This is a genomic window from Burkholderia sp. BCC1998 (assembly GCF_905339875.1).
GTDB lineage: Bacteria > Pseudomonadota > Gammaproteobacteria > Burkholderiales > Burkholderiaceae > Burkholderia.
Window position 1 is genome coordinate 1 of sequence record NZ_CAJPHE010000044.1, and the last position, 16,968, is coordinate 16,968.

General features: G+C 54.0%; 9 protein-coding genes and 1 pseudogene. 6 read left to right on the top strand and 4 right to left on the bottom strand.

Annotation, left to right across the window (positions count from 1 at the left end):
- Positions 1–135 precede the first annotated feature (135 nt).
- Positions 136–2,046, bottom strand: a complete 1,911-nt coding sequence (locus tag U5A56_RS36115; protein WP_257776025.1) for an FUSC family protein — start codon at positions 2,044–2,046, stop codon at positions 136–138.
- A 994-nt stretch (positions 2,047–3,040) separates the two neighbouring features.
- Here U5A56_RS36115 and U5A56_RS36120 point away from each other — a divergent pair.
- Positions 3,041–4,201 (top strand): porin, encoded by a 1,161-nt coding sequence (locus U5A56_RS36120; protein ID WP_124665425.1) that lies wholly within the window; start codon positions 3,041–3,043, stop codon positions 4,199–4,201.
- A 101-nt stretch (positions 4,202–4,302) separates the two neighbouring features.
- Positions 4,303–5,616 (top strand): MFS transporter, encoded by a 1,314-nt coding sequence (locus U5A56_RS36125; RefSeq protein WP_257776026.1) that lies wholly within the window; start codon positions 4,303–4,305, stop codon positions 5,614–5,616.
- A 199-nt stretch (positions 5,617–5,815) separates the two neighbouring features.
- Here U5A56_RS36125 and U5A56_RS36130 read toward each other — a convergent pair whose 3' ends face one another.
- Complete coding sequence (locus U5A56_RS36130; RefSeq protein WP_257776027.1) at positions 5,816–6,340, bottom strand: gamma carbonic anhydrase family protein; 525 nt, start codon at positions 6,338–6,340, stop codon at positions 5,816–5,818.
- A 554-nt stretch (positions 6,341–6,894) separates the two neighbouring features.
- Positions 6,895–7,575, bottom strand: a pseudogene (locus U5A56_RS36135) (IS110 family transposase); the annotation flags it as partial.
- Positions 7,576–8,386: 811 nt separating this feature from the next.
- Here U5A56_RS36135 and U5A56_RS36140 point away from each other — a divergent pair.
- From U5A56_RS36140 to U5A56_RS36155, 4 genes are all read left to right on the top strand, one after another.
- The gene (locus tag U5A56_RS36140; protein ID WP_257776028.1) at positions 8,387–9,769 is read left to right on the top strand and encodes a DUF1329 domain-containing protein; all 1,383 of its coding nucleotides are present in this window, start codon (positions 8,387–8,389) and stop codon (positions 9,767–9,769) included.
- Positions 9,770–10,309: 540 nt separating this feature from the next.
- Positions 10,310–12,100, top strand: a complete 1,791-nt coding sequence (locus U5A56_RS36145; RefSeq protein WP_257776031.1) for a DUF1302 domain-containing protein — start codon at positions 10,310–10,312, stop codon at positions 12,098–12,100.
- Positions 12,101–12,159: 59 nt separating this feature from the next.
- The gene (locus U5A56_RS36150) at positions 12,160–14,520 is read left to right on the top strand and encodes an efflux RND transporter permease subunit (RefSeq protein ID WP_374692801.1); all 2,361 of its coding nucleotides are present in this window, start codon (positions 12,160–12,162) and stop codon (positions 14,518–14,520) included.
- A gap of 14 nt (positions 14,521–14,534) precedes the next feature.
- Entirely contained in the window at positions 14,535–15,530 is a 996-nt protein-coding gene (locus U5A56_RS36155) for a WD40/YVTN/BNR-like repeat-containing protein (protein WP_257776029.1), read from the top strand.
- A gap of 153 nt (positions 15,531–15,683) precedes the next feature.
- Here the strand turns inward: U5A56_RS36155 and tnpC are convergent.
- On the bottom strand, positions 15,684–16,968 hold a 1,285-nt coding region (gene tnpC / locus U5A56_RS36160; protein WP_321927260.1), incomplete at its 5' end, for an IS66 family transposase.

Sequence of the window (16,968 nt, forward strand, 5' to 3'; positions counted from 1 at the left end):
GCCCCAAATAGCCTTTTTGAAACCGTCTCTTACGTAGTTCAAATGGACCGACTGGGTGCAACCAGCCGATCGCCGGGTGTCTTCTGACACGGTCGCTGCACTCCAATCCCATGCTGCTATGGGCCGACGAGGTCGTCAGGATTGCCGGTGGTTTGCCGCCCAGTATCGATTGAGTGCGGCCGCGACTCTGGCTGTTGCGTCTTCATTTGTGTCGCGGTACGGAAGTGGCTGGCCCCAGCCGTCTCGTAGTACATATGTTCCATCCACGATACCCTTTAGCATGGATGCCAGCGATCGAAAATGAGTCGGGGTTTCTGCTGGTTTCGACGAATCCAAATCCAGATCGTGAAGCGCAATCTTGAGCCATGAGCAACAGTCCTCAAGGCAGATCCATCGCTCGTAGGTGGTCCGCCTACCAATAAGGCCTTCTAAGGTGATTACCGGTCGCAGTGCTAGCTCTGCCTCGATTAATTTTTGATCAAGGACGCGAAATTGTTGGTACGTGTTGGAAAGGCTCTCTTTGGAGTCGTTGGCGAGTGTGTCTACGGCTTCTATCAATGCAATGAGGACGCCACGCTCGGTTAACGATGCCTCGCTTACTGTCTTAGTCGGAAATAACGCTATCGAAACAAATATCGCGGCCAAGACGCCAATCCCAGTTTCTTCGAGACGCGTGAGAAGGATTTGAGTCTCAGAGAATCCGAGCGAGGCGTACAACAAACCGACGAAAATCGTTGCAAACAACACTCCGATTCCGTAGTTGGCAGGGATGTAGAAGTGCAGCGCAAAAATAACGACAAACATTGCTGCACATGTGAGCATCAAATTTCCACCGATGATCCAGCCCGCCACCAATCCTATTACCAAACCCGCGACGGTGCCGACGAGTCGAAGAAAGCTCCTATGAAGAGTTGCGGTATTAGAGCGAGCAAGGACGGCATTTGCTGTAACCACCGCCCAGTACCATCGACCAGGAACAAGGAATTCTGCCAGTAACAGTGCCGCCGTGACGGCTGATGTGATTTGAATCGCGGGTCGCCACGCGAGTGATTTTATAGAAATTGGTTTCTTGGCAGTAAGAGCGGTTGGGCGAATCTCAATCTTCTCGGCAATAATACGCAGCGTTGATATGGATTCGTCGAGCAGGGCGATGCGTGCGGACATCCTACCGCGTAGCCACTCGGCCGAACCGTTGTCATGTATCGCGGAGTTGCACGTTGGCGGTAGGATTTGCGCTTCTGGATTAGCCAAATAGCAGCAGGCAGCATGGGCCCGAGTCAAAGCATGAAAGAGAGAATCTGACTGAGGAGAGCGATGACCGCGCAGTTCGTTTTCGATCACCGCTATCGACCGACTCATTCGGCCGCATGCCCTCTGATTGGCCTTCTTGCGAACATCGACTCGTGATGAGCCGTTGAGTGCGCTGTGACGTATGAGATTCGAATTCCACTGAAAGTCGAGCAGAGCGCTTTGCAATATACGAATGGGTGAGTGAGGGAAAAAAAGAATGCAAATAGCTAACGTTGACATTGCACCAATTGCGACCGATGCGATTTGAAACGGAATTGCCGTAATCGGCGGGCTCAAATAGAGTTCAACGCAAGTTGCGACGAACCAGATCACTGTTATGCCTAAAGCGCGTCGCATACAATCTTGGAGTAAAATTCCAATAAATATCCCGGCGCAAAGATATATGGCGCCAAACGATAATTGGAAATTACTAAGAAGGGGAGATATGATTAGGGTTGCAGAAATTATCGCGCTTGATGCGAGTAGCATTTCGATTTGCCCGAGAAATGTATTCTCGCGCGCAAGAAGTACCCACAGAAATGAAATTAAGAACCCGGGTGCCGCAAGTGCTATTGGATGTTTGAACTGAATGGTGAACTGATAGAGGATAATGGCGGAAACTAACGAGGCACCCACTGCCCTCACCGCATTGAGCAGCCGAATCCGGCCCGGATCATGTCCTACCTCCGCAGCAAGAGCGCCGGCGACGCCGTTGAAACTCCAGAACCGCACGACTAACGAAGACAGGGTCAACATTTGATTTGGTAAAGATTAGGGTAGCTACCTAGTCTACGCGATTCAAAATACGCGTGGTTGCATCCACGATGCCGGTGTGCGATATGTGAATTTGGGTGACCAAGAGGCTTCCTTGTCGACTGCCGGATCCTGTCTGGGGCCTTTTGGTTTCCTACGTGCCGAGCGAATCGTCTGCTGAAAAGGCAGTGTGCTGCGTGAAATCGTAAGATCGCACAGGGTCAAGATGGCGCCATCACGTGGTGTGACAAATACGCAGTCCAAGTGTAGATGTGTCCGCGCTCGATCGGTGCGTGGTTGCGGCGCTCTACTTGGTCGTCCGTAAGGTTGTCGTAGGCCGCCGGACTGCTTTCCCAAGACAAAGAGTAGGGGAGTTAGTGTGGTGCGCTTGAGCGCGCTGTTGCGGTATCGTAGGCGCCGCTCAAGCGACATATGGGACTGACTTCCCATGGCAGTGCGGCTTGCGGTAGTCAAAGCCGGTTGGAAAACATGATTTGCTCTGCTTCGATGCCAATTCCGCCGCCCGCCTACGATAGGGTGACGGCCGCTGGATAAACTGAGGCAGGGCAAAGTCGAAAGCTTGCTGCTAATGGGTAATCATAGGGCGTTCACCGCTCCGTCTGAGCGGTCTCGGTCACGAGACTTCATGGCTTACGTGGCGGGAACTCGGGCAGGTGGTGGGCGTTCTCCGCGCTGATGAGCTGGAACGGTACAAGTCCGTGTTTAGATGAGCTTCCCCGGATCGGATGTGCGCGCACATGTAGGCATACCCATTAGTCTAAAAATAGACTTGACGGACAAATTTACGTCATATAAGTTCTGACCTCGTGACAACATCTCCGGATCGGAAACTCGTGTAGCCGTTCGCCGTCTCTCCATTCCTAACCATCTCGGGATGGTGTCAGAAACGATTCTTGGCGGAAATAGCGGTGAGGGAGCTCACGGTCGACAAATGATATTTTGAATATCTCGGCGGTCAAGTAAATTCGGTATGCGAATGAAAAATAAAATTACTATGGTGTTGACGGTGTCGCTTGTATTTTTCTCCATTGGAGGTGCGAGTGCGCAGAGCTCGGTAACACTATATGGTTTGATAGATAACGGTATCGATTTTGTAAATAATTCGGATGGCAAGAATATTTATGCTATGCGCGATGGAACCTACACTGGGGTTTACGGAAGTCGTTGGGGATTGTTGGGGCGCGAGGATATTGGGAGTGGTTTCGCGACGATTTTTCGTATCGAGAGTGGTTTCAATCTTCCCGGTGGCGTGACGGCTCAAGGTGGGCGTGAATTTGGCAGGCAGGCATATGTGGGATTGGCATCGGACCGGTTCGGGGCCGTCACATTCGGTAGGCAATATGATTCAGTCGTGGACTTCATGCAGTTCGCGTCAACGACGTCTGAGCTCGGAACGTATGCGGCGCATGCAACGGACGTCGATAATATTGTCAATTCCTTCCGGATCGATAATGCAGTGAAATACACGAGCCCTGTACTTGCTGGGCTTCGCGTCGGCATGCTGATGAATTTCAGCAATTCGACGGGCGCTGGTCCGCGGCGTACTATTCCGGTTTTGAGTATCGGCACGGATTATTTTGCAGGTGGCCTCCGGGTTGCCATATCTTACCTCTACGCAAATAGACCAGCTCAGTCTTTCACGACCGGTGACGGTCACTTCTTAGCCAATACGAGCGGCTCGTCAATTGGCGCGAATGGACCTTGGAGCTATATCGGGAACCCAGATCACATGAGCATTCTCGCGGCGGGTGGCACCTATGCGTTTAATAGTGTCACCATCGGTGGAATCTATACCCGAACGCGATTCTCAGAGGCAAACGGTACCGCGAGTGATGTCTCTTACGATAACTACGATGTGTCGGTCCGCTACCAAATGACACCGGCACTGCGTTTGATTGGCGGATATCTATACACTGTCGGACACATCGATTACTTGCAGGAGACGTTGAAATATCATCGCTTTATCGCGGGCGCGAGATACGCACTTTCTAAGCGAACGGAGGTATATGGCCTGATTGCGTTGCAGCAAGCAGCTGGCGATGCGCGATACGCGGATCTCTATCAGGGTACGGCAGCACTGATGTCTACGACGAATCGTCAGATTGGGGCTCGAGTCGCTATCGTCCATCGATTCTGACGTTCGAAGTTGGCCGGAGAGCGGCAGGAAAATGCGTTCGTCCGGCCTCGCGGAAGCTGACTCTCGACCAGTCAACCTTTGATTAATGTAGGGAAGAAACCATGCCGATTACGCGCGACTCCGATCTTGTCGGGGCCCGGGAAACTCGGGCCAACGCAATGCGCCAAGCATTTTCAGTGGGGCGATTGCGCTGGGCCATGCTTGCTCTGGTATTTGCTGCGACAGCGCTCAACTACATTGATCGTGCGGCACTTGGAATACTGCAACCAATCTTGAGCGTCTCTCTAGGTTGGTCGACAATGGATTATGCCAATATCAATTTCTGGTTCCAGGCCGGTTATGCAGTTGGATATTTCGTACAGGGCACTTTGATAGATCGATTTGGCGTGAAGCGAGTATTTTTCATTGCCGTCTTTTTATGGAGCATCGCGACCGGATTGCACGCGTTGAGCACGTCGGTAGCTGGTTTCATGATTTGCCGACTAGTTCTGGGCCTGACTGAGGGTGCAAACTATCCGTCAGGTGTTAAGATTGTCCGGCTTTGGTTTCCTGCAACGGAACGAGGAATCGCAACGGGACTGTTCAATGCCGGCACCCATGTCGGTGCCATCATCACACCGATTCTACTTCCGCTGATATTGCTTGCGCTTGGGTGGCAGGCGGTATTCGTGGCGATTGGTCTGTTGGGAGTGGTATGGGCCGTAATTTGGGCACGAAACTACTACGATCCGCAAAAGCATCCGAAGATCAGTCAATTGGAACTGGAGCACGTAAGGAGCGATACCGAATCGCCGATGGTTCGCGTCCCGGTGCATCGGATTCTTGCAATGCGAGGAACATGGGCGTTCGCAATCGCATTTACGCTGACGGCGCCGGTGTTCTGGTTCTATCTGTACTGGTTGCCCCCCTATCTTCATCAGCGTTACTCATTGGGTATCAGCGTAAATCAGATTGGGTTGCCCTTGATCGCCATCTACCTTGCGGCTGACGCTGGTAGCATCGGTGGGGGAATCCTCTCGTCGTTCCTGATCGGCCGTGGCATGCAACCTGTTCATGCGCGTCTTAGTGCCATGTTTCTGTGTGCACTCGCCGTCATTAGTGTTGTCGCGGCCGACTCAAGTCATTTATGGACAGCAGTTTTGGCTATTGCACTTGGCATTGCAGCAGGCCAAGCGTGGATCTCTAATATCTACAGTATCGTGATGGACTTCACGCCCCGGAATATTGTCGGAACGGTATTTGGTTTCGGCGGGATGTGTGCAGCTGTTGGTGGTATGTTCATGACGCAGATTGTTGGCTATATGCTCACGATCACGCACAACAATTATAAGATGCTGTTTATGTCGATTCCAGTTCTCTATGCTGTAGCACTGGTATGGCTGCTGCTGATGGCGCCAAAACGAGCGATTACCTAAGAGCTGTTGGGGGGCTGCGACGGTGTCCGCTCGACACCCGGAGGGGCGCACGTTATGCGTTCCCTCCGTTGTGTTGTTTGTAACTCGAACTGGGTTTAATCGCTGACAGCCTTCTGAGTAAACTGTCCGTATCCGCTGATATGATCCGGGTCGATTTTGGCCACTCCGGTAGTTGCTATTGTGAGGACCGGAGTCCATACTATCCGATTCGAACGAGGCTGCGTTTGTATTGCCCCCGTCGGTTGACATAATGAACGGCTCCTCTCTCGAGGTCCTGAATTTCACGGTCATCGAGAAGTCGCACAACCTTAGCGGGAGATCCGAGGATTAGCGAACGTTCGGGAAAGATCTTTCCTTCCGTGACGACCGCTCCCGCTCCAACGATACTGTGATTCCCGATTATGGCGCCGTTCATGATTACGGCCTGCATACCGATCAGAACGCATTTTTTGATCACGCAGCCATGCAGCATGGCCTGATGTCCAACTGTAACGTTTTCGGATATGAGGATAGGGTATCCGTCATCTGCGTGAAGCACTGCGTTCTCCTGGATGTTCGAACCTACGCCGACACGAATGCTCCCGTCATCGCCGCGAAGCGTCGCTCCAAACCAAATGCTGACATTCTCCTCGAGAACGACATCTCCGATGATCGACGCCGTCTCGGCGACAAACGCAGTCTCATGAATCTCGGGAATCTTGTCATCTAACTTGAATATCGGCATAGGAAATTCCTTTATAGATTTCTCTGGGGTAGTCGCCTGACGCACCTTGTGCCGGATCCTATTACGGTCCGTAAGAGATGCCACACACATCCGCCGGGCGATCTTGGGGGAAGAGATACATCAGTGAACGGATGGACGTTTTTTATGACTGATCGGTCAGTTTGCCCTATCCGCCCCAGAAGTCAATGTTGGGAAGCATCGTGGGAGAGGCGTAACTCGTTCGAAGTCGTGGAACCGATACCCGACGTCCAAGGCGGCTATGTCTTTTGTCAAGAGGTCGGGGCTAACTTGGATTGGTAAATGGAGTCGTCGCGCAGCATGTCGACCACACGTTGCGGCGGCGCCGTTCGAGCGTGAAGAGGGCGGGGTAGCGGAGTTCCGCATTGTCGGATCTTGCGCGAGCAATGAGCCCATGAGGTGGCTTGTCGGTAACTTCGATCGGGGGTGTGCGGTAGTCTTGACGCCGACGTCCGGAATGTCGATCAGGACTGGCCACAGAGGGGGCAAACTTCGACCCCTCAACCACGACGACGACAAGTTGCTAAGCCAAAGGGAGGTGTACCGATGGTAGCGGCCTGCGTGCGGAACACGATCGGGCTTGCTCGCTTAGTGCCGTGCCCACGCGCGGTGTGAGCTTGGGCGGGCGGTTCGCGCCGGTCCTCTCGCGAGTGGAGGTAAGCGCAGCGAGCGACGGTTAAATCGAGCAGCGCTTGGTGGTCGAAGAGTGATCAGTGAACGGGGTCGAGTGGTGGATGGATCGGAGTTGGCGGCCCGCGAATGCGGTTGCCGGTTCGTGTACGGCGAACTGCCAGGTCGTCATCGAAGCTGCAGAATAGGGTAGCCCCCGCAAGTTTCTCGTCGGCCGGTCGAATCGGGCGCAGGGTACGCGGAATCGAGCGTACCGCATCGGCGTGATCGCAGTGTCTCGGGCATCGGTCCTGGGGCTTCGCCCGCGTACAAAGCTGCGATGCGACGCACGGCAAGTTCGGGCAAATAGACGGCGACTGTGCCTTCGGATGGGCGACGGCTGCAGGGAGCGCACTGATGGTCCAGGACAGATCTACGACGAACAGCAATCGGACGCGAGTCTTGAGTGCGGAGGTGAGGGTGCGCGGATCGACCGCTTCGCTGGGTCGCGTTTTGTTGTAGAGACGCTTGCAGTTCCGATCGAGCGCACCGGTGTGATGCTGGCTTTTCCCTCCGTCGACGCCAAAGAAGACGTCGACAGTGTCATGCCCGGTTCACTGTTCGAAGCGGTATCTACTTCCGAGCGTGCTCGCTTTGAGGCCTGTGCCGGTGCCGCATTGACTTCCAGCGCGGCACCGTACGTCCGAGGAATAAGTGCTCATAGAAGCACATCATCGGGTAAGTAGTACTTCGATGACCGATCAGGATGAGGATGCCTGCGAGGACGTTGATCGACGTAGCCACAATTGGCTCCGTCCGTGCATCGCGCCGTCGAGCCTGTCTTTATCGTGCGGACGAAGGGGGGGCGCGAGTTTCGGACCGGATCAATCGGATGGCACTATTCCGACGTGCGCCGGCCGCATGCGGACGTACGAGCTGCGAAGAAGCTACACGGTGAATCAGTGTTTCCCCTACCGCGATGCGATTTGGCCGCGTGCCGAGTAAACGGGACTAGGGGAAGTACCGGCACCGCGCGAGTCCTTGCCCAGATTGGGTTTCGTCATTTTAGGTCTAGCTGTGGAAAAAAAAGCTTGTGCCAAAATATTCGTTGTCGTAGATTTTCGTAACAGAGGTGCTAGCGTCATAACTACTGTAGCGTCTACCTAGAAGCTAGGCCGGAGGCCAGCACTGGGACGATGGCCAGCCTAGGGCGATGCATCCAGAGGAAACACAGCCACGAACGTTGCGCTGTTTTTTTTGGGGTGTTTTTATACTTACCGGTCAGTCTAAAAGCATACGGGTCAGGATGTTTGCGGGATGGCAACTCTTGGCCGGTGTGTGAGGGCGGCAATGGTGGGCATCCAGAGTTGTCGTCGGCACCCGACGATACGTGCGAGTTCATAAAGAGGAGAGATGATCATGAAGATGAAAAAGTCGATGTTTGCGCTTACAGCGCTGGCGCTTTTTTCGGTCCATTCTTGGCCGGTCGCTGCGGCTGACGTTTCGAAGCTCGGTGATGAGCTGACTGCGACTGGGGCAGAGAAAGCGGGGAGCAAGGATGGTCAGATTCCGGCTTTTGAGGGACAGGCGAAGCCTGTGGGGAGCTGGACGTATGGCAAGCCCCGGAAGGACTATTGGAAATACAAGGACGAAAAGCCGCTCTTCGTGATCGACGCATCCAACGTCGATAAGTATGCAGACAAATTGACACCTGGTCAGATCGAGACACTCAAGCACGTTCCAGGGTATACGATGCCGGTCTACCCGACGCACCGCGATTGTGGTGTGCCCGAGGATGTCGCACAAAACACGAAGGATGGGGCGTCGAAGTCGGCGATTGGGAGCAACGGGTGGTCGTTGGAAGACGCGGTGCTGCCCGGCGTTCCGTTTCCTGTGCCTCAAAACGGGATTCAGGCTCTGTGGAACTTCTTGGTGCGATATCAGGGCGCGGGAACCATCTATCCTGACATCCTGACCTATCTCTCGCCTCGGACAGGTTCAACTCAGTCTATTGAATACCATTCAGAAGCTTTGGGATACTTCCCTTGGGGAGCCAAGGGGCAGCACAGCCCTAAGGAGTCTGGTGGACTCCAGGGCGGACAGTATTACGTTTATAGTAGTCCGGCCGCCCTTGCGGGGCAGGGAACGATGGCGCGAAACTACTTTAGTAAGGATGCCGACACATTCTACTATTTTACAGGCCAGCGACGCGTTCGACGCCTTCCCGCATACACCTATGACGCGCCAATGATCGGTTATGAGAATGAGTATACGATCGATTCAACGGGCGTCTTTAACGGCCTTCCTGATCGGTTTGACTGGAAGCTGGTTGGCAAGAAAGAGATCTATATCCCCTATAACGTCTTTGCGATGCAAAACGCGACGGCTAAGCTCAGCGACGTCACTGGACCTCATTTCGTGAATCCAGCGTTCCGTCGTTACGAACTGCACCGGGTTTGGGAGTTGGTTGGAACTGTCAAACAGGGCATGCGCCACTCGACGCCTAAGAAGGTCATCTACCTGGACGAAGACAGCTGGATCGCTGCGCTCGGAGATGACTACGACGCTCAAGGGAAGATCTGGAAAGCGAAGGAAAACTACATTACTCCGCAATGGGATCTTGGTGCGTGCAATCTTAATGCCTTCATTCAGAACGATCTGATCAATGGTCGATACATTCTTGATATGACGGTCATCGGTACAGGAAAAGATTTCAAGAATATTCAGGACGCGAAGTCTGACCGACGTCTGACCGATGGTTTTTTCACGGGTGAGAGCCTGCAGGCTGTCAGTTCGCAGTGAGGAAATAGCTAACACTCCCTGCTCGGAACGGCTGGTCTGCGTTCTGACAGGGAGGTGGTTGGTCGTTGTCAACGCACTCGATTGATATCGATCACGGTATCCCTACGAGATTCCAAAAAGACGGAATCGCGAAAACGAGTGGCTCACGGACGGCTGGGAACAAAAAAGAAACCAAAAAATAGAGGCGGATTGGTTATCTACACTCAAAGTGAGTGAGACAAAAAAATCTCGAGGGCCAAGGGATTTTGGATCGGGTTTATGTGTGGCTAATCTGTGAGACACGACAAATGTCTGCCTTAAGTGTGCGATGTGGCTGAATAGCCTAGGCGGACCGAAGAGTGCAGGCGGCGTTCATGCATAGGCCTGGGCAGACCAGAGCAGAGCGAAGTCACGCAGGGACATCAGTTGCGTAGAGATCGGAAATTTTCGAAGTCGAGTGACTGAGCGCTTGCGTACTTGATGCGGGTCGCTGTTCAGACAATTCGTCGGAAACCATCAGCAGGGGAGAGCAAAGTGAAGAGGAAAGTACTAAGTTTCGTTATGCCAACGGTATTCTCCGTTCTGGCAAGTGGTCAAGCATATGCGTACTCTTTCAGCACCGGATTCGGTGATCTGCAGGGGCAGTGGAACACGAACGTAACGGGTGGTCTGTCGGTTCGAACGAAGAATCCGAGCTGCTCGCTGACCGGTGACCCCAATACAGCTAATTGCGGACCTGGAGCGAATACCGCTCAATGGGCGAACGGCGACGATGGTGACCTCAACTACCGTAAGTACCAACCTACCAGCGCATACCTGAGCCTCACCTCCGAGCTGCTGCTGACGATGCCGTCCGAAGGATATAAATTCATGATCCGCGGCACTGGCATGTATGATTTTGCGGCGGCGCACACGCAACGAACAGAGTTGGCACCTAGCGCATATAACCAGCTCGTTCGCAACGTCCAATTGTTGGATCTTTGGGCACAGAAAGATTTTCATATCGGAGACGAGCGCGCGCATGTTCGCGTCGGTAACCAGGTTATCAACTGGGGTGAAAGCTATTTTGCATCTGGTGGCATCAATGCTACTAACGGTCTAGATATCCAGAAGCTACTTGTTCCGGGCACGCAGCTGAAGCAGGCGCTGTTGCCAGCTCCGATGATTAGCTTTGCAAGCAGTCTTCCTGCTGGTTTTTCAACAGAAGCCTATTATCAATGGCAATGGGTCGGTAACCGCTACCCGCCAGTGGGGGGCTTTTGGTCGGCATCGGATGTTTTTGGTCGTGGTTCGCAGCCGGCATCGATCAGTGGTAACAATTTCAACGTAGGTGGCCTTGATGGTGGCACCATTGCGGGCGGTCATGGCGTAGTGAGCAATGGTACGCTGAACTCAACCAATAACAACCTTGTTAATGGTGCGTATACTGGCCTCCCGACTAGCCCGATTGGGGTGCCTTTTAGTAACAATTTGCCCAGCAATCGTCCGCAGTACGGTGTGAAGATTGGTTACCGCCCGAGCTTCGTCGATGCAACATTTGCATTTTATTACGAGAACTACACAGATAAAACGCCCGTTCTGACTAATCTTGCTAACGGCAGCGCACAATTCTCGTATCTCCCGAATCGTCAATTGTTTGGGGTGAGTGCGAACTTCTCCGTTGGGGACTGGGCAATCGGCAGTGAGCTTTCCTATCGCCCACGTGAAGCAGTCGCACTCTCGGGATGCTATGGAGTTGGCGGTCCGGCCGACGTCAACACCAACGGCGTAGCGGGAACGTGCAACGCGTATACGGAAATGAAGAAATTTCAGTTCGATATCAACGCCCAGTTGAATCTTACGAAATCTTCCTATCCGTTCCTGAAGTACCTGGGCGCAGATATGGCCGTATTTACGGGCGAGTTTACTGCAATCCACTTTCCTGGTCTGAATACGGATTCGAAATTCTACGGCTCTGTCAACGGTACACCCACGTATCAGATCCCCGCTGCTGGGTACGGAACATGGTTGGCGAATTCCAACCTGGGGTACCCGATCGCGGCCCCCAAGGGTACTGCCCTATCAACGGGTATCACGCTCGATTTTAACTGGACTTATGACGGTACCGTAATTCCTGGCTGGCAAGTGACGCCGGGCGTGACTTTTTCTGCTGCGTTGTCGGGATACACGCCGACTCTCTCTGCGAACTACATGAGTGGGGCGAAGTCAGTGAACCTATATGTCTTGTTCAACCAAAATCCGGCGGTTTGGCAAGCCGGCCTGAACTATACGATGTACTTTGGCGGTAATGCTCTTTCTCAGCCGTACGCAGATCGCAATTTTGTCGGATTGTTCGTCACCAGAAACTGGTGAGCAATTGAAGGCTTGCGGCGGACCTTCAGTCATGAGGGTTCCGTCTTAGGAGAAAAAACGTGTTAGGTCGACGCATCAAACGTATCGAAGACTGGCTGTTTCGTAGTCGAGGGCCAGTCTTGGGGGTATTTGTAATTTTCACAGCCGTTATGGCTTTCTTTGCCGCGCAGTTGAGAATGGATGCCGGTTTTGAAAAGCAGATACCGGTCGGTCACGAATATGTGAAAACACTCAATCAGTATCGGGCGAACCTCTTCTCTGCGAACCGCCTTACTGTAGTGTTGCGCGTGCGTAATGGCACGATCTGGACGAAGGACGGACTGTCGAAGCTTGCCGCTTTGACTCAGGCGGTTGTATACCTTCCGAATGTTGATCGTCTCGGCGTGCAATCGTTGTGGACACCAAATAGCTTTGTTAACGAAATTACAGAGGAGGGTTTCCGATCTCAGCCGTTGATTCCCGGTACTATCACGCCCGATGGATTGAGCGCGGAAGTAATTTCGCAGATTCGACGCTCAACGGTCGAAGGGGGATTTGTTGGATCGCTGGTATCGCGTGATGGGAAGGCGGCGATGATCACCGCTGAGCTTAGTGAGCTCGGGGCGGATGGGAAAAAGCTGGATTATGTTGAATTCAATCATGTTCTCGAAAACTCCATTCGGAAGCCTTTCGAGAATTCCGGCTACGAAGTTCAGATAATTGGATTCGCGAAGCAGATTGGTGATATTGCCGACGGCGCGAAATCCGTATTGATGTTCTGCGTGATTGCGCTCTTTCTGACTGCGCTTGCGGTTTATTGGTACTGCCATTCGATTCGCTTCACAGTACTTCCGATCGTGTGCTCTCTAACGTCACTAGTATGGCAGTTTGGTTCGCTGAAGTTATTGGGATTTGGTCTTGACCCCTTGGGAGTGTTGGTTCCTTTCCTCGTCTTCGCCATTGGTGTGTCACATGGCGTTCAACAGATCAATTACATTACACGAGAGCTCGCGCACGGAAAATCGTCCATGCAAGCAGCGCGGACCAGTTTCACCGGTCTGCTCATTCCTGGCACGCTCGCACTTGTGACGGCGCTCGTGTCATTTGTCACACTGTTGCTTATCCCGATTCCCATGATTCGGGAGCTGGCGATTACCGCATCTCTTGGTGTCGGGTTCAAAATTTTGACTAACCTCGTAATGCTTCCGCTAACGGCATCGTATTTTCATTTCGATCAAAAGTATGCTGATTCGATGATGAAAAAGCGTGAGCAACGTTCGAATTGGCTGAGGGTGCTCTCCCGGGTTGCTGAGCCACGCAATGCAGTGTGTGTCTTGCTCCTCCTTGTGGGTGTCTTTTCGGCATCGGTGTGGGAAAGCCGGGATCGTGTGGTTGGAACGCTGCAACCAGGTGCTCCTGAGCTTCGGCCGGAATCGCGGTTCAATCGTGATGCGGTATCAATTGCCAGCAATTTCGATATGGGTCTTGACTGGCTGTCTGTCGTCGTTGAGGCGCCGCCGAACTCGTGTGAAAGCCCCGGGGTTGGTCAGTTTGATGACAAGCTGACCTATGCGCTACAGAATGTTCCAGGTGTCGTGTCCATCTCCTCCTATCCGGGAATGCTGCGCTCTTATAGCCAGGGGTACAACGAAGGCAATCCGAAAATGAACGTCGTACCGATTGATCCGGGCAACTACGCTAGCCTCAGTTCCGAGATCGGGCGGGTGCGAGGTTATGTGAACCAGGACTGCAGTATGACCGCGATACACCTATATCTATCCGATCACAAAGCAGCGACTATTAACCGAGTGATTGATGCGGTCAAGCAGTTCCGTGATGCTTACCCCACGCCAGGAGTACGCGTGCGCCTTGCTGCTGGCAATGCCGGTGTTCTCGCCGCAATCGACGATGAGGTTGCCGAGAGCGAGTTGCCAATGATGCTCTACGTCTATGCGGCAATCATCTTCCTCGTTTTCGTCGTGTATCGGGATCTGCGGGCGGTGGTTGCATGCTGCCTTCCCCTGACGGTTGGTACGTTTATTGGGTACTGGTTCATGAAGGAGTTTGAGATTGGGCTCACTGTTGCCACATTACCGGTAATGGTGCTGGCTGTGGGTATTGGTGTGGATTACGCTTTTTACATCTACAACCGACTTCAGGCCCACCTTGCGGAAGGGCAGAATATTGTTGATGCACTCGAGCACTCGATTCTAGAAGTCGGGATGGCCACAATATTTACAGCAATCACACTTGCAATTGGTGTAGCAACGTGGAGCTTCTCTAGCCTGAAGTTTCAGGCGGATATGGGCAAGCTGCTGGCCTTTATGTTTATCGTGAACTTGGTTATGGCAATGACGGCTTTGCCGGCTCTAGCGGTCATTCTTGAGCGCGTGTTTCCTCGTCGTAAGCCGGTCCGTGCGCCTGGCATTGTTGGTCATTGATTGGGAGGCGTGAAATGACGACTCGATTGAAAATGAGTAGGTGCGTCGCTGCGCTTCTTATCATTGCCGGTAGCGATGTTGCGTTTGCCGCGAAGGACGATCTGCCGCCAATCGCGGGAACGGCGGTGGTTCAAATTCACGCCGCTCAACCCAGTCCGGCTCTACGTGGGACTCAAGTCTTGGGTACAGCTAAGGCGTCAAGCAGAATCGTTGCTGTCGGCGACCACGGAATTGTTATGTTATCCGATGATAATGGAGGATCGTTTCGACAGGCTCGTTCGGTGCCCGTGGACACGACGCTTACAGCGGTTGCCTTCGTGGATCGCGACAACGGCTGGGCCGTCGGGCACGGTGGCGTTGTTATTCATACAAGCGACGGGGGGGAGCATTGGACACTGCAGCGTAAAGACCTTTCGGTCGATCAGCCTCTATGGGGGGTGTATTTCAAGGATCGCCAGAATGGTTGGGCTGTAGGTTTGTGGTCGTTAATGCTGCAAACGAAGGATGGCGGCGCAAGCTGGCAGATCGTAAAAGCTCCTGTCCCACCTGGGGCGAAGAAGGCCGACCGAAACTTCTTCTCGGTCTTTGGGGACGGCAAGGACGGAATCTATATTTCGTGTGAGCAAGGTCTTGTATTGCGCTCCGCCGATAGCGGTCAAACTTGGTCGTACGTCGAGACTGGATATCAGGGCTCTTTTTGGACGGGGCTTGCGTTACCGGATGGCACCTTGCTCGTAGGTGGGCTGCGGGGGAACGTCTATCGAAGCGATGATCACGGTGCCAACTGGACGCATTCTGCAACTGATTTTTCGAATTCGATAACTGGCTTCTCCGCTGGATCAAATGGAGTTGTTTTTGCCTCCGCACTTGATGGGGTTGTCCTTGAGAGCGGGGACGATGGCAGAACATTTCATGGTAAGCAGAGAGCCGGTCGTGAATCGCTCACAGCCGTGACAGTATCGGCTAGTGGAAAGACTGTCCTCTTCTCGCAATCGGGTGTTCTCAACTGATCAAGTTGGTCCGTTTAATGGCGAAAAGTCTACGCGAGCTAGGATCGCGTAGACTTTCTAGCAGTGATTTTTTTAGATCTTCAATCGTTGTGTTATTCGCCGAAGAAGCAGGTAGTCGGTAAGCGGCTAGCCAACGCGTCTTGACGAGCGAGTTTAGGCGGCGTTCGAGTGTGGCTGCCAGCGATGCGGCAGCAGCGCGTCGATGTCGCTGGCCTTGTGGGTCGGCAAGCGTGTCAGGACGTCCTTCAGATAGGCGAGTGGATCGAGCCCGTTCAGCTGCGCCGAGCGGATCAAGCTCATGATGGCAGCCGCGCGCTGCCCCGCGCGCAACGATCCTGCGAACAGCCAGTTGGACCGTCCGACTGCCCACGGACGGATCTGGTTTTCGACCCAGTTGTTGTCGATTGGCACGTTCCCGTCATCGAGATAGCGCGTGAGTGCATCCCAACGTTTCAGGCTGTAGTCCAGCGCCTTCGCAATCGCCGAGCCCTCTGCAACGAGTTTGCGCTGCGTCACCAGCCATTCATGGAGTGCATCGCACACCGGTTTGGCCCGGCGCTGGCGAAGCCGCTGCCGTTCGTCGGCATCCAGTGCCGCAGCCTCGCGTTCGATGTCGTAGAGCGCGGTAAAGAACGACAGGGCCTGCTCGGCAATCTGGCTGCTGTGATTGGCATGCAATTCAAAGAACTTGCGTCGGGCATGGGCCGCGCATCCGATCTCGGTAATGCCGTGCTGGAACGAGGCCTTGTACCCGCTGTAGTCATCGCACACCAGCTTGCCGTGCCAGCCCTTCAGGAACGTGCGAGCGTGCGCACCGGCGCGGCTCTCGGCGAAGTCGTAGACCACTGCGCGCAGTTCGCTGAACTGAGTCGGCGTATACGCCCACAGGTACGCCCGGTGTGTCTTGCCCTTGCCAGGGTTGAGCATCTGCACGGGCGTCTCGTCCGCATGCAGCACACCCTGTAGCAGGATGGCCTGGCGGAGTGCGTCGACCAGCGGCTGCAACTGCACGCCACACCTGCCCACCCAGGCACCCAGCGTGGATCTCGGAATGGCCAGTCCCGCACGGCCAAAGATCTGTTCCTGGCGATACAGGGGCAAGTGGTCGCCGTACTTGGCGACCAGCACTTGCGCGAGCAACCCGGCAGTGGGCACGCCCTTGTCGATCACATGCGGCGGAACCGGCGCCTGGATCAGCGTCTCGCATGCCTTGCACACCCACTTGCCGCGGATATGCCGCTCCACCGTGAACACGCCCGGCGTGTAGTCCAGCTTCTCGCTCACGTCCTCGCCGATGCGTATGCGTTCGCAACCGCACTGGCACGTCGTGCTATCCGGTTCGTGATGGATGTCGGTGCGCGGCAGTTGCGGCGGCAGCGGTGCGCGTTTCGGCTGCTCGCGTTGCCGTTCAACTCGTGTCGGCTCAAGCTGTTCAAGC